Annotated in this window: 13 protein-coding genes; 3 read left to right on the plus strand and 10 right to left on the minus strand. The window is 39.2% G+C overall.

Annotated elements, in window-relative coordinates:
• Positions 1-69: 69 nt before the first annotated feature.
• Positions 70-786, minus strand: a complete 717-nt coding sequence (gene surE, locus QUB80_RS15105; RefSeq protein WP_289790335.1) for a 5'/3'-nucleotidase SurE — start codon at positions 784-786, stop codon at positions 70-72.
• A 1,012-nt stretch (positions 787-1,798) separates the two neighbouring features.
• Between surE and QUB80_RS15110 the strand changes: the two genes are divergently transcribed.
• A complete protein-coding gene (locus QUB80_RS15110; RefSeq protein ID WP_289790336.1) occupies positions 1,799-2,983 on the plus strand; it encodes an acyltransferase family protein in 1,185 nt (394 codons plus the stop codon).
• Here the strand turns inward: QUB80_RS15110 and QUB80_RS15115 are convergent.
• The 8 genes from QUB80_RS15115 to QUB80_RS15150 form a co-directional block, all read right to left on the minus strand.
• The gene (locus QUB80_RS15115) at positions 2,958-4,376 is read right to left on the minus strand and encodes a sensor histidine kinase (protein WP_289790654.1); all 1,419 of its coding nucleotides are present in this window, start codon (positions 4,374-4,376) and stop codon (positions 2,958-2,960) included. The genes QUB80_RS15110 and QUB80_RS15115 overlap by 26 nt on opposite strands.
• A gap of 97 nt (positions 4,377-4,473) precedes the next feature.
• A complete protein-coding gene (locus QUB80_RS15120) occupies positions 4,474-4,938 on the minus strand; it encodes a DM13 domain-containing protein (RefSeq protein ID WP_289790337.1) in 465 nt (154 codons plus the stop codon).
• Positions 4,939-5,273: 335 nt separating this feature from the next.
• Positions 5,274-6,869 carry a glycosyltransferase family 39 protein gene (locus QUB80_RS15125; protein ID WP_289790338.1) on the minus strand — a complete coding sequence of 532 codons (1,596 nt, stop codon included), beginning with the start codon at positions 6,867-6,869 and terminating at the stop codon, positions 5,274-5,276.
• 257 nt (positions 6,870-7,126) lie between these two features.
• Entirely contained in the window at positions 7,127-7,948 is an 822-nt protein-coding gene (locus tag QUB80_RS15130) for a carbonic anhydrase (protein WP_289790339.1), read from the minus strand.
• A 166-nt stretch (positions 7,949-8,114) separates the two neighbouring features.
• Positions 8,115-8,762 carry a nucleotidyltransferase family protein gene (locus QUB80_RS15135; protein ID WP_289790340.1) on the minus strand — a complete coding sequence of 216 codons (648 nt, stop codon included), beginning with the start codon at positions 8,760-8,762 and terminating at the stop codon, positions 8,115-8,117.
• 16 nt (positions 8,763-8,778) lie between these two features.
• Positions 8,779-9,033, minus strand: a complete 255-nt coding sequence (locus QUB80_RS15140; RefSeq protein WP_289790341.1) for an ATP-binding cassette domain-containing protein — start codon at positions 9,031-9,033, stop codon at positions 8,779-8,781.
• Positions 9,034-9,569: 536 nt separating this feature from the next.
• Entirely contained in the window at positions 9,570-10,367 is a 798-nt protein-coding gene (locus QUB80_RS15145) for an MOSC domain-containing protein (protein WP_289790342.1), read from the minus strand.
• Between the two features lie 112 nt (positions 10,368-10,479).
• Positions 10,480-11,379: an NAD-dependent epimerase/dehydratase family protein gene (locus QUB80_RS15150; RefSeq protein ID WP_289790343.1), complete on the minus strand. Its 900-nt coding sequence runs from the start codon at positions 11,377-11,379 to the stop codon at positions 10,480-10,482.
• A gap of 127 nt (positions 11,380-11,506) precedes the next feature.
• Between QUB80_RS15150 and QUB80_RS15155 the strand changes: the two genes are divergently transcribed.
• Positions 11,507-11,872: a winged helix-turn-helix transcriptional regulator gene (locus QUB80_RS15155; RefSeq protein ID WP_289790344.1), complete on the plus strand. Its 366-nt coding sequence runs from the start codon at positions 11,507-11,509 to the stop codon at positions 11,870-11,872.
• Positions 11,873-12,276: 404 nt separating this feature from the next.
• Here the strand turns inward: QUB80_RS15155 and QUB80_RS15160 are convergent, their stop codons facing one another.
• Positions 12,277-12,747 carry a tetratricopeptide repeat protein gene (locus QUB80_RS15160; RefSeq protein WP_289790345.1) on the minus strand — a complete coding sequence of 157 codons (471 nt, stop codon included), beginning with the start codon at positions 12,745-12,747 and terminating at the stop codon, positions 12,277-12,279.
• Between the two features lie 292 nt (positions 12,748-13,039).
• Here QUB80_RS15160 and QUB80_RS15165 point away from each other — a divergent pair, with 292 nt between their 5' ends.
• Positions 13,040-14,299 (plus strand): GTP cyclohydrolase II, encoded by a 1,260-nt coding sequence (locus QUB80_RS15165; RefSeq protein ID WP_289790346.1) that lies wholly within the window; start codon positions 13,040-13,042, stop codon positions 14,297-14,299.
• Positions 14,300-14,350 lie beyond the last annotated feature (51 nt).

Consider the following 14,350-nt stretch of genomic DNA (forward strand, 5'->3'; position numbering starts at 1 on the left):
ATTCGTATGGTCAAACCCAGTCCACATTTGCGATCGCATGAAGTCTATTGCCTAACCAGGCTACTTAATTTAAACCCTTAACTGAGTGACTGCAATTTTACCTGCAAAACAGACATCAACATCGCTGCCAGGAGTGCGATCGCGCTCTTGATAAATGCCAACGTAATAAAATTCATCACCCTCAATCCGGTAATTAACAGGTAATGGTTTGGTACAAGGCTGGCAAAACACGACTTCTGGATCGGGTTCTCCTGGTAGTAGATGGGGTAAATTCACATTCCAGAATGTTCCTGGTTCTAAAGGACGGTTAAGCAAGTCAGTTAAAATATTTGTTGTCCACCGTGCAGCCACATCCCAATCTACATTCAGCTTACCCTTACAATAGTGAGAAACTGCAATTCCCGGAATACCATGCATAGCTGCTTCTCGCACGGCGGCGACAGTACCAGAGATGTAAGCATCTACTCCCAAGTTGCCACCCGCATTTATGCCTGAAACTACAAATTGAATATTCTCGCAAATATGTGTGAGTGCGATTCTGACGCAATCGGCGGGAGTGCCTGCAATTGCATATTCAGAATCTGAGCGACGGTGGACGTAAATAGGACTAGTTGTGGTAACTTGATGAGCACAGCCTGATAAATGATCTTTGGGAGCAGCAATAATTACTGGGTAACCCTTAGTTACTTGTTCCTGGTTGCTAGTGCTGAGATTATTGATTGCTTTCATCAGCGCCCTAATGCCTGGGGCGTCTATACCATCATCATTAGTCAGAATTAGAGTCATAAGATTTTGTAGAAGGCAGAGGGCAGAAGTTAGAAGACTGTTTAGTTCTGCTATTTAGTAATTAACATTTTGTCTTTGATTATATTAACCTACATGATTTACTATAATTTTTATCTAAGGATTCTGGATTGTATTGCTTAATTGTAAATTCAATAATGACTTTATACAATTTTTACAAAAAATCAAATAATATTCATACACAAGATAAAAAATTTTTGTAAATTAGAAATCAGACTTAGTCAATAGCTGCGTCTAAATCATGGCGCTGTGGAAAACAGATAAATTATTAGTACATGATTTAATACCTCATGATTAAAGCAGCATATACAAACTATCTACACGTATCCCGTTATAGTCATCGAGGCAGTATTTATTTATTGTCGTTTAAATTCAATGTGATTGCGGAAGCTGGAGAAACTCCGCCTTAAATTAATTTAATTAACTGTGAATAATTTAAAAATTACACTTAGATCTAAGTGTAGTTAATCTCTCTATTTGAATTAAATTTATCATTTTGATTTCTAACGCTGCACATCGAAATAAGCAGCCTTTTCAATTGTCATGTAGCAAGGCAGACCAAATTACTAGTGCATATTTGTCAATCTCAAAATTAGATAATAGCTTTTAAATTCACATCAATATTCTACCAACAGCCATTAGGCAAGCCCACCGCCCTTGTTACCAAGTTAACCCTAGTAATGAGAACTAAAGCCTTCGGCTCTAGCTGATGAAGTTAGATGAATTCTCTAGTTTTCTACCTAATTAAATCGTAAAGTCTCCTACTTTAGTTTTATTGTTTATTTTTTAAAGAACAAAAGTATGGATTAGATAATTAGCACAGTTAAAAGTAACAAATAAGGCAATATTCAAATAAGTTGAGAAGTGATTAGACTAAATCGTGTTCAAAAATAAAACAATTAATCACAGATATACTGGGAACAAATCGAAAGGGAAAGACCAGTTTATCTATATGAATTCAATTTCTGTTAGTAGTAAATAGGAAATAAATTGTATGACTCACATAGTTCATAAGCCTAATGACAAAAAACCACATCTGTATTACTTAGATGGTTTACGTGGACTGGCTGCTTTATATGTGTTAATTGTTCATATTCAGCCATTAATGGGAGAGCCATTACCGATATGGTTGAACATTTTTCAAGCAACGATGAAATATGGTCGTGTGAGTGTTGTAGTTTTTATTATACTTTCTGGTTATGGATTGATGCTGTCGGTAATTCGTTCGCCAAGTAATTCTATCTCTGGAGGTTTTCTGGGTTATATTAAAAGGCGATCGCAGCGAATTTTACCTGCTTATTATGCTGCTCTTGTTTTCTGTATAATTTTAGCTGCTGGTATATTAGCACTAGAAAAATTTACAAGTTTTAGCTGGGATTTACAGCGTGGAGAATATCATTTTTCTCCTTATTTTTCTATGATTGATGTTGTCTATCACCTACTATTAATTCACAATCTTAGTCCTGATATCTTTATGTCCATTAATCCACCATTATGGACTGTTGCTACCGAGTGGCATTTATACTTTTTATTTCCACTATTATTGCTACCTTTATGGCGGCGTTTTAACTTATTCTTCTTATTCATCACCGCCTCTTTAATTGGATTAGCACCATTGTATGTTTTAAATGGATTTTTTGAATCTGCTAGCCCTTGGTTTCTGGGCATATTTGTGATGGGAATGGCAGCAGCTGATATTGGATTTTCGCAAAAACCCCGGCTGATTGCCTTAAGAAATTCTCTACCGTGGGGTAAGCTAGCAACTATATTTGTAGTAATTGCATTCTTAACTGAGTGGAGACGACTAGGTTTACATATATGGATTAGCGAGTATTTTTTTGGTTTCGCAACCGCTTGTCTATTTATTTACTTTACCAAGTTAGTAACCGAAGGCAAAAAACCACCTCGAATTCTGCGTCTATTTGAGCATCCTTTGGCGATCGCGTTGGGGGCATTTTCCTATAGTTTATATCTCATTCACGGCCCAATCATCACACTTATAAGTCGCTTGCTTTTGAGCCTAAATTTATCTCCTACTGTGTTTGGAGTGGCATCGTACCTACTTGGTGTAGTAATGTCGTTACTCTTTGCCTACCTATTTTATTTGGTTTTTGAGCGACCGTTGATGTCTAATTTCTTAAAGAAGCGCAAAGTCAAAGAAGCTGTAAAGTCACTGTAAATATGCTGCCTTCACCCAAGCGCGATCGTACTGATACGCTCCCACCCATACCCTCTACCAATGTCTTGACAATTGATAAGCCTAAACCGGTACCACCAGTAGCATGATTGCGAGATTCATCTACCCGATAAAATCTCTCAAAAATCCGCGCTTGATGTTGCAAAGGAATACCATCACCTTGATCGCAGACTTGAATTATTGCCTCTTGCCCTTCCTGACTTAACTTTATGAGAATGGGCGTACCAGGTGCAGAATACTTAACAGCGTTATCAATTAAATTCAATAGTACTTGTTTGAGGCGGTTGCGATCTGCTTTCACTTGAATAAGATTGCTTGCTTCGATATTGATAACTCTTTCACTATACTGTTTTGCCATTCCTACTATTTCTGTTACCAAGTCATTCAGCATACATGGCTGAATGTGAAAATGCAGATAACCGCTATCTGCTCGCGCCAAATCAAGTAAATCCCGTAGCAGGCGAATAGTATGTTCTGTTTCCGATGCCGCAGTTGCCAAGGCTTCTTTTTGCATTTCTGTTAAATTATGCTGCCGTCGTAAAACACTTTGCAAGTAGCCATGTACTATCGTCAACGGCGTACGTAACTCGTGGGAAACATTACTCACAAATTGTCGCTCTTGCTCCCAAGATTGGGCAAGACGAGATAGCATCATGTTAAAAGTTTGAGCTAATTCTTTAACTTCCTTAGGCGCATGATCTAAATGCAGTTGTGTTTGTGGTAAATCTTGGGCAGAAATCACAGCTGTCATCTGACTAAGCTGGCGTAGAGGATGCAAAGAACGCTGAACATAAAATGCGATCGCTCCTGAAATCACTACAATTACCAAGAAACTAGCAATCCTCATATTCCGCGTTATCGCCAAAAACATCATCTGTTCGCTGGTGATATCCTGCACTACAAATAACTTCCCCAAATCCTTAGCCTGCACTTGTAAAGAGTTGCCACACAAAATAAAGTAGCGCTGGTTAATTTGATGAATTTGTGGATTAAGGGGCATCTCGGCTAGAGACATTAACTGAGTTAGTCTTGCGCGAGAAAAATTATCGGCAGTTGTTGAGGTTGCCAAAATTTTCTGATCAGAGCTTTTTACCCACAAAAAGATATTTGTAGAAGTTAAATTATTAATTGCTTTTTGCACACCAATTTCTGGCGGCATCATTTCACTATATATTTCCACATCACGCGGAAATCTTACAGCTATGTGTTCTATATTTTGCTTATTACTGTTAATTAATATTTTCTGCATTTCCCAGCTAGCCCAGATAGCAATGCTACCAATGCCTAAAGCTGAAACTACAGCAATCCCAATTGTTAAGCGTAATCTTAACGAAAAGGCGTTAATTTTGCTCCAAATTTTGATAATCTCATTCACTATTTGCTTTGGTAGGGTTAGTAATGCGATCGGCACAAGTTAATTGCCTTAACAAAATTATCCACTATGCCGATGCACAAGAAAAAATTATAGCTATTTATAAGGTATAAGGTGCATAGCCAAAAGTAGCATTAAACGCACGGCACCAAACCGCCACTGATTTAAATTCCTCCAATTTCACATTACTAGGAATAGCATAGCGCTGAGTGCCACTTATTTTTTGCAAACGAGCAATTCTCATGTAATCTTTTTCTTTGATACCAGATACTGGCACCGTACTATTTCGATAAAGAATAACAAATAAGTCAGGGCCTCGGTTAGTCTTAAAGTTCTGATCAAACTCTAGATAACGCTGTCCTTTTTCTGTGACAAATTTAATCATCCCCTGAGTTGGTTGTTCCGCAGATTTAAATACACCAGTCTTGGCAGCAGATGTTGTACTTTGTGCGGTTACAACTGCTGGAGTAGTTTCAGGATTTGTCTGATTAGAGCTTACCTGTTTTGTACAGCCTACTATTAAAAGAGTAGCGATACTAAAAATTGCAAAATGTTTGAACTTCATAAGTTTTAAGTAATAAAAGAAAGCTATTTAATATGCTTGGTGATAAGCCCACAGGCTAAAGCCTTATTTTGGCAGGCATGGTACACTGTGAACAGACACAAGGTGGTTTTGCTTCTGCTAGTAGCCGCCTTACAGCGCGTTTATGTGTAGTCGCACCCTTAAGGTGTGAAAGCTACCGTTAACTGAACCGTATTAAACTACAATTACAATTTAAATCTTCTAGGTATTCTCAAAATTAATTTAAGCTGAGAATTGGATGAAAGTTTCTACAATTTTTCTAAGATATTTTAATTCTTGTCGTCTAACGTATTTTCAAAAGAATCACTTTGTAATTTCTAGATTCTCAGCCTTGCTAATCTCAAAAGTGAAGAATATTTATCTTTGTAAACAATTTGAGTCTTTAACTTATATTTTTTTTCTATTCCCTTTCTCAAACCTGGGGAAGGATTAAATAAAAATATATTGCTGAAACCTTGAGGAATTTTGGGAATATTTTTATCTTTTACTAACTGAAAGCGAACTTGTGGTTCGACAAGATAGCTAAGAGAAAATAAATTTCCATAGTTATTTTCAAAATCATCGCTAATCAACAGTGAGGGAGAATATTGATTGATGATTTTGGCAACTTGTGGATTACCGTAGCTAACAAATTTACTCCACCAAGTCTCTGCTTGAGAACTAATAGCAAAAGAAATTACTCCAGCACTAATCACTAACACCAGAAGGATTTGCCAGATTTGTCGTCGTGAGACACAACCATTATATAATTGTACAGAAAACAGGTAAGCAGTACTTATTTGAATTCCTAATAAAGAAGGTATTAAATACGATTGCTCTATTGAACTTATTCCTCCAAAAATTAAAGCTGGCAGCAGCAAAGGCAATATTGGAATTGCTATTAGGCTAATAATAAACAATGAAGTTTTATCATGTGTTGTACGCCAAATAAAATAAATAGCATATCCAGCTATCACTAAAAATATTAATATAAATAAGTAGGTAAATGGATTATCCCAGTTGAGATTTAAGTCAAAGAAAACCCGGCTTACTTGGATTAGCCAAGATACTATTAAATTTATAGGTGAGAGAGAATTATTTATCTGGGAGGAAGATTGGAATTGGAAGAAATTGCCAAGGATAACTATCAACCAAGGCATAAATAATAAAAACGCTATACCCGAAGATAGTAGATAGGCTCTGGCTGTCTGATGCCGAAAAAATTTTGTAGCTGCAATTACGTAAATACCATGAGCGACTGCGACAAATCCACTTAACAAAAAAGTATAAAGACTGAAAGCCAAAGTAACTGTATAAATTCCCCAATTATAGATACGAGATTCTTCTGTTTGCCGTGGTGATTCTAATCGTAAAGCTCGCAGTAGGGCAGCACTGGATAATAAAATACTGACAATCCAAAAAATATATACTTGTCCTTCCTGGGCATAGATGAGGTGAATAGGAGAGATAGCTATGAGTGCGATCGCTATACCAGGTAGTGACAAAGGTACCTTAAATAATTCTCGGCAGAGCCAATAAATGCTAGGAAAAACAAGTAAGCTAATAAGAGCAGATAAACTTCTGATTGCCGTTACTGAATTACCAAAAATTTGCGCCCAAAATCGAGCGATTAAGTAATACATTGGTGGATACTGAGGAGCATCTTCAGCCAATGCCTTAATCGTGTCGTTGAAGCCTTTTTGAGGATTAAGATACAAGAATTTAGCAAAAGTTTCTTTAGAAATTACTCGTCCATTAAAAAGTTGCTGTTTTACTTGTGCATTTGTGTAACCAGCAATTCGCAATGAAGTATAAATTTCGTTATGGGAGTAAACTTTGCCATTCAAATTTACAAAGCGAAAAAATATACCAACCACCAACACCACAATAACTAGAATCTGCAACCACCTGGGAGCGAGTACAAGACGCCGCATAATCAAGTTTGTCCACAAGTTGTCTAAAGCTATCTAGTCAGGTGAATTAACTAGATAAAGTGCATTTTGTATCGCCGCTTGAGTTGGATGGAGGAGTTGCTTTGGTATCTTAGCTATATAGGCGATCGCACTTATCCCCGTTCTTTAAGGAAAAATATGAAACGAGAAATCAACGTGTAAAACATTGGCAAATCATGCGATCGCCACTGTCATCGAGGCGATTCAAACGTCTTACCTACATCCCTTAATTTAAGCTCTCAATTTGCCTGATTAGATCCTCGATAAATTCGCTCCATCTGCTCTGGAGAAAGCCGTGTCATTGGAAACCGCTCATGGGCAGAAATGGTTAGTTCCTGAGGAGGTTCAATCTCGCTTTGCTGGGTTTGCTCAGAACGAATTGCTACATCACAAGTTGGAAACTGGTTGAGCAGTTTCTCATCTGTTTCTAATTCTGAAAGTTGGCTTTGGGGTAAGACGTAGGCATGCCGATGCGGATCGTATGCTAAAACTTCTCCTGTCTCAATGTGATAAATCCAAGCATAAATGCTAAGTTGTCCCTGATAAAGCTTAGAATGAATGACTGGATAGGTTCGTAAATTTTCAATTTGCGTAAGTACATTTTCGGCGATCATGATTTCTAGCAGTTCTTCCCCCTGATAATGACCATAGTGATCTAGAACCAGTCTTCGGGTTGCTTCTGCATATTTGAGCCAATCATGCACGAGCGGCATTTCCTCTCGCAAACGGTTTAACTTCATTAGCCCTTTCATTGCACCGCAATGAGAGTGTCCGCAGATAATAATTTGCTGAATATCTAAGGCTTGAACAGCATATTCAATTGTGGCACCCTCACCACCATTAGTTGCTCCAAATGGCGGAATAATATTACCAGCATTGCGGATGACAAATAATTCACCAATCTGGGCTTGTGTAATCAGATTTGGATCTACACGCGAGTCAGAACAAGTAATAAACAGCACCCTGGGTTTTTGACCGTGAGAAAGTTGCTCAAACAGTTCTTGATGCGTTGAAAAGTAGCTAGCTTTGAATTCACGCAGACCTTTAATTAATTTCTTCATCACCAACTTCCACAAATACTCGTGGGTTTAATTTGTATAATCTGAGCAAGCGGATTTAAGCAGTACAGAGGATTTATCTTCTATGCCTTTATATATTAGACGTTAATTGAGGAACAATTCCTTCATCATAAAACCTTATAGTAGATTTTTATTGCCAAAATATTATTTACTTTTCTAACGGAGCTATGGAATCCCGCATCTGCAATTGCTCGTAGTCTTGTGGCGTATCAATATCAATTACCCCTAAAGGAAAGGGAACGCAAAACACTTCGCTTAGGTGTTTTTCAATCAAATATTTGGCACCAATAGTTTCTCTTAAGGCTGCTAGTTCTGAGAAAAATTTATGGCTAAATAAAGCTGGTACACCTAATGTCTCTGCATAACGAGAAGCTATAATAGGTTTTCCTGTCGAACAATATGTTGCAACTAAGTTATTAATAATTTCAGCAGAAACAAATGGTTGATCGCAAACAGCAATAATTGCTGCATCTATACTTTCAGAACACTTGGAAAGCGATAGAATTCCGCTCTTGATTGAAGTACTCATTCCCAATTTCCATTCCGGGTTTTCAATCACCTCAACACCAGTTTGATTAACTTGAGAACGTATATGTTGGCAATTTGCTCCCAAAACCACTACTACAGGCTTGCAAACTGAAGCGATCGCACTCTCAATTGTGCGGTTAAGTAAGCTGCGTCCCTGATAGGGTAGGAGTTGCTTAGGTACACCCATACGAGTTGAAGCACCTGCTGCTAAGAGAATAATAGCAACATTTGGTTTAGCAGTTTCTACTTGTGGATCGGTGATTGTCATTTTTACAATTCCTAAATCAGATTGATACTCGCATTTTCATCCCGCCTGATAACTTGCGGGAATAGCTTTGCTCAAAATCTTGCAATCCTACTTGTGCGATCGCCTGCTTTACCAACACCAGGGAATCTTTCTTAGGCATTCCCGCTAACTCCAAGGGTAAGCGGACATTTTCCCTGACATTTGCCCAAGGCATAAGTGCAGCATCTTGAAAGACAAATGCCAGTTTTCGCACTTGCGGACTTAAACCCCAGTCAATCCTACCAGAACTCATACCCCAAGCCCGGCAATGATTATTTGAACTCAATAATGCACAAAAAGCAGAGAAATTTAGTAGAGAGGTTGCAAATTATGCTACTAGTGATGAGGTGATCTCATCTCTTAGCAAACAGATAGGTGAACCGAGAGAAAACGAAACCGAACAAGAATTTATAGAACGAGCAAGCAGCGTAATTAGAGAGATTTTAAAGAAAAAATTTAATGTTTAACTTAGTACAGGATTTCACAAGTTCATAACGGCTCTGCGCCCCTCCGCGCTGACTCTGCGTACCTCTGCGTTTAAAAAAGCTACTAATCCATGCAAAACTGTACTTATTTAAGTCAAAAATAAGCCTAGTTACTCGTGTATTCTATAGAAATTTCATTTTAGTTTTAAGAATGATTTTGAGTACGAACCACAAAGGACACAAAGAGCACAAAGAAGAATTCCTATAGCTATTTTAAGACTCCGCTCTTTTCAGGAGCTATCAAGCAAACCGATTTAGAACTCACCGATAGCAAGATTTACAAAAATGGTGTCTTACTACTTACTTATCGAGTGAAAATTTGAAGCTTATCACCAATGGCGATCGCTTTCCCCTCCTCGGAAGCAGGTAGCCGTGTGTTGATTGCGAGGCGATAAAAGTGATTGAAGCGCGATCGCTCTGCCCATTCAGGTAAAGTCTGTTGCCGTTTTACGACAAAGGTTTTTTGGAAATTCGGGTAAGTTTCTCCTGTTTGCGAATCGCGAGTGATGACAACACAGCGTTGACAGGGGTTGACACCCATGAATTTTACGTTTCCAATTTGGAAATCAACACTCTGTTCTGCTTTTGCAAATAGACAATCTTCCCAAAAGGCAGGCACACCAGAAATTTCGATATTAGCGCGGAAACGTAAACGCACCTCTTCCACATCTATGCCAGGATACCATGAAGCGATAGTTAAGAGTGTATCTGTACTGATAATGGTGGGGCCTGATGAAATAGTATCATCCGGAAATCCCATGTCGAGATTTTGCCTAATCTGCACCGGAAAACCAAAATACTCACCTAACCAATTTTCCAGTGCTTTGCGTTCTTTTTCGATGTGAAACGTGGCTGTATCCTTTGTCCCTTGCACAAACAAAGAGATGCTCTTGGTTTCGAGATTAAACTGCGAGCGCAAAGCATGAACACGCTGATTGCGTTTCCCGTTGACGAAATGCCCTGATTCATCGAAGATAGCAAACTCGCGATCGCCCTTGAGCGCACCAGTTTTAAGAACAGTTACACGCTCAACACTAACTCTATCGAGAGCTTTAATGGGATAGATGAACAATCTGGAAACATAAGGAATTACATCTGTCATAGATAACTCCTAAGTAGAGCGTGAGAGGCTTGACAAGAAACCAATAGAATTTCCGTATCCCGATCATAGGCAAATTGTTGTGTGAATCCGTATATTTCTTTAGTCACAAAATCTATGAGTTTGATGCCTTTTCCAACCAATCAAGCACTGATAAATGTTTAGGTACCCATCCAAGAAGTTTTCTAGCTTTATCTGAACGGATACGGCTATTGGAACCAAAAGCAAAGTGAGCCGCCTGTTGCCCCCATTCTTGAACCGCTTGTTCGATTGTCCAAGTTTGTGCAGTACCGTCAAAGCCAAGTTCACGATGGATTGCTTCAGCAATGTCTTTGAAGCTAGCTTCGCCGTTTTCCAAGAAAAAAAACGAGCCAGCTGGCGCTTCTTCAAGTGCAAGCAAGTAGGCACTCACAAGATCGTCAATGTAGACAGTTGACCAAATGTTTTCTCCTTTGCCAATATATCTGGCTGCTTGGTATTTCTTAGCAACTTCGATCATCCAAGGAATTTGAATGCTTTCGGTATGCAATCCCGTTCCCTTACCATAGATTAAGCAGGGACACATAACCACAGAATGTACTCCTTGAATCACACTTTCAATCACATGAGTATCGATCGCCACTCGCCCAATTTTTTCAAAGCGAATTGGACGTGGAATATCTTCATGAAAAATACGAGAACTGTATTCACCAGCAGCGCGATCGCCAACAATACTCGATCCACTTGTGTGAATCAGTTTTTTACCTGAACCTTCAAGTGCTCGGAGCAGTACCTCAGCAGCAAAGGGATCGTCCGCATCTGCGGCATTAATAACAGCATCTGCCGATTGAGCTGTTTGAAATAGTACCTGTTCATCGCTCAAAGTCCCAATAATAGGCTCAATTCCCTTTAGTTGGAGTAATTCAGCCTTTTTTATCGAGCGACACAATCCCACTACTGTATGTCCGGTAGCAACTAATGCAGTAGCAATTGAGCCACCAATATAACCCGATGCTCCTGTCAGAAAAATCTTCATCTTTTCGTCTATACTATGTTATCTGCAACTTGATTATGCAAAATTGCTTAGGATTACGTAAGAACGGATATTTCTGTGCGTCAGTAACAGGTGTGTTACCAGCCGCCAATCTAGGGAGGAGCCTGTAATGAGACACCCATCTTATGATGGAGCACAAGGTTGTTATATAGAAGCTGCTTTAGATGTAATTGCAGATAAATGGAAAGGTGTGATTCTTTATCATTTGCTTAATGGACCAAAGCGATTTAATGAACTTAAGCGTACGTTTCCTGAATTGTCGCAGCGGATTTTGACGAGGCAGTTGAGACAATTAGAAGATGATGGAATAATTAGTCGAAAAATTTATCCAGAAATACCACCAAAAGTTGAATACTCACTCACAGACTTAGGTAAACTGCTAGAGCCAACTTTACTGTCTCTTGAAAATTGGGGAATTAAGTATGTTAAAACAATGAAATATTCCAAAAACATTCCGTCAGAAAAGATTGATTAGCAACTCACCCATTTTGATAGTGACATCTAGCCCGTATTTTTTATAGATACGAGTAGCAATTGCTTGATAAAATCCCCCGTGATCTGCTTGTGCTACCCAGTTTGTACCGAAGGTAATACCATTTTAGATTTTGGATTGAAAAGTTCCTTCTGTGTTGGGATTTCGTGAATCCATCTGCCCTTAATCATTTTTTAAATTAGTGTAACTTTGTCTAGCTTTTCATCTTGGTTTTGCCCAAAAGAAATTTGCTTGTTATTAACACAAGCGGTAATCATAACTAGTGCCAATAACAAGTAAAATTATGCTTTATGCTGAATAAATTTGCGTCGATTGAGACTATGAATGTTTTTCATAGTCTTTAGTTACAATTAATACAAAACATTATCTTTAAATTATTTTGTATCTTAACTCAATCGGAGCAGACATTCGAGAATTAATTTTTGATTGACTAAGGAGTATGGTTGAATTGCTAAGGCACGACGAAAAGCCGCAACCGCTTTAGAATATTCTCCGAGTGCAGCATAACACAAGCCTAACCCATGAAGTGCGCCGAAATGGAATGGATTAATCTGAATTGTTACTAAACAATCTGCTAAAGATTTTTCATATTTACCGATGCTATAGTAAAGGTAAGCACGTCGATTCCAGGCTTCAGCAAAGTCTCGTTGCTCGTGGGTTAGTTGGGTTAGCAACGCTTCTGCCTCGTCTATATACCCTGAATCCATCAGTTTTTGGCTGCGTTCAATCATCTCCAAGCCATATATTCCCTTTTGTTGGTACCACAGACGCCAAAGTTTTTTTGTTGCTTGATCGCGTACTGTTTCGTCGGGATTTTTCAATGCTTCAAGTAAGGAACTGACAAATAAAGAATCCATGAATTTGAGGTTAGTGATAGTATCTTTAGATTCTCACAAAATGTTCTCAAAATTTACTTCTTAACTGAGCTTTTAAAATTCGGTTTAAATTGCAAGGTAAGCAAAAAATATGTTAATTGTTGTAGCCTGGAATACGATTAATGGGTGACTCAATCTTTAAAGTCAGATGCCTACAGTCCACAGTTTAAAGTTTTTTGACTCTTGAGCATTGACCACTCAGTGTTGCGTTGACTATTGACGATTCAGTGTTAACTGTTGACTAATAAGAATATCCCGAAACAAACAGGTGACTATGCCAAAGCAAAACAGCGTTTCCAGGCATATTGTTCTCACTTCCCATCCCAGTAGCGTTGGCCCCAAACCAATACCTATCAAATGGGGTGCAAGGGAGCCAATGGAAAGAGGCCCCGTCATCGCCACGTTGACAAAGCAAGCACATCGTAATGTAATTGGCACCCATTCTGGTAGTTATGCAGTTTACCGTGCCTTAGCCGTGGCAAGGGGTGTACTACAGTCTGATCACAGGGCAGATCTCACCAATACCTCACCAGTAGAGCATATTGGGCCGCATCCAAGTTGGTTTGATCCTGACAAGATTGTCTCCCTCGATCCCTTTGGAGCAATTGTCGGCGAGGTGTTTACATCCTATTACGAACAGGGATATGATATTCGCCCCACGATCGCCATTACCAAAGCGCACATTAATATGCCCGAACTGCAAGAAGCGGTGGCAAAGGGGCGTTTAGTAATAGATGGCAAAATTATGAAATCTGGGGGTGATTTGGTAGTCACCAAAGCTGCGATTGAGCCAGTTTGGTATTTGCCGGGAATTGCCAAACGCTTCCAAATTACAGAAGGGGATTTGCGCCGTGCTCTATTTGAACAAACTGGAGGAATGTTCCCAGAGCTTGTGACGCGTTCTGATTTAGAGGTGTTTTTACCGCCAATTGGAGGCGTGACTGTTTATATCTTGGGTGATATAACTGCAATTACTGACCCCAATAAACCCCTAGCGGTACGGGTACACGATGAATGTAACGGTTCCGATGTGTTTGGCTCAGATATTTGTACGTGCCGCCCGTACTTGGTGCATGGTATCGAAGTTTGCGTCCAAACAGCCCAGGAAGGCGGTGCTGGTGTAATCATCTATTGTCGCAAAGAAGGACGCGCTTTAGGAGAAGTGACAAAATTCTTAGTTTACAATGCCCGAAAGCGACAAGAAGGAGGCGATCGCGCTGATGCCTACTTTGAACGAACAGAATGTGTGGCAGGCATACAGGATATGCGCTTCCAAGAACTGATGCCGGATGTCTTGCATTGGTTGGGTATTACTCGCATTGATCGGATGGTATCGATGAGTAACATGAAGTACAACGCCATTACGGAAGCGGGAATTGAAATTGTCGAACGCATACCAATTCCAGAGGAGTTGATACCCCAGGATGCGAGAGTAGAAATTGAAGCCAAAAAAGCAGCTGGTTATTACACTACAGGAGAGGTGTTGGATTCTAATGGTTTAGGAAGTGTGAAAGGGCGGAGTTTAACAGATTAGTCATTAGTCATTGGTTAAAAAAGCTTGGACTATGGCTGTTGGCTTTTGACT

The organism is Chlorogloeopsis sp. ULAP01 (assembly GCF_030381805.1).
In the GTDB taxonomy this organism is placed as follows: Bacteria; Cyanobacteriota; Cyanobacteriia; order Cyanobacteriales; family Nostocaceae; genus Chlorogloeopsis.

Bases quoted from the DNA above. Each gene is read 5' to 3' on its own strand.
- surE (WP_289790335.1), bottom strand. From the start codon at position 786: ATGACTCTAATTCTGACTAATGATGATGGTATAGACGCCCCAGGCATT.
- QUB80_RS15140 (WP_289790341.1), bottom strand. From the start codon at position 9,033: ATGAGTTCTGGTAGGATTGACTGGGGTTTAAGTCCGCAAGTGCGAAAA.
- QUB80_RS15165 (WP_289790346.1), top strand. From the start codon at position 13,040: ATGCCAAAGCAAAACAGCGTTTCCAGGCATATTGTTCTCACTTCCCAT.
- QUB80_RS15160 (WP_289790345.1), bottom strand. From the start codon at position 12,747: ATGGATTCTTTATTTGTCAGTTCCTTACTTGAAGCATTGAAAAATCCC.
- QUB80_RS15125 (WP_289790338.1), bottom strand. From the start codon at position 6,869: ATGCGGCGTCTTGTACTCGCTCCCAGGTGGTTGCAGATTCTAGTTATT.
- QUB80_RS15150 (WP_289790343.1), bottom strand. From the start codon at position 11,379: ATGAAGATTTTTCTGACAGGAGCATCGGGTTATATTGGTGGCTCAATT.
- QUB80_RS15120 (WP_289790337.1), bottom strand. From the start codon at position 4,938: ATGAAGTTCAAACATTTTGCAATTTTTAGTATCGCTACTCTTTTAATA.
- QUB80_RS15135 (WP_289790340.1), bottom strand. From the start codon at position 8,762: ATGACAATCACCGATCCACAAGTAGAAACTGCTAAACCAAATGTTGCT.
- QUB80_RS15155 (WP_289790344.1), top strand. From the start codon at position 11,507: ATGAGACACCCATCTTATGATGGAGCACAAGGTTGTTATATAGAAGCT.
- QUB80_RS15130 (WP_289790339.1), bottom strand. From the start codon at position 7,948: ATGAAGAAATTAATTAAAGGTCTGCGTGAATTCAAAGCTAGCTACTTT.
- QUB80_RS15145 (WP_289790342.1), bottom strand. From the start codon at position 10,367: ATGACAGATGTAATTCCTTATGTTTCCAGATTGTTCATCTATCCCATT.
- QUB80_RS15110 (WP_289790336.1), top strand. From the start codon at position 1,799: ATGACTCACATAGTTCATAAGCCTAATGACAAAAAACCACATCTGTAT.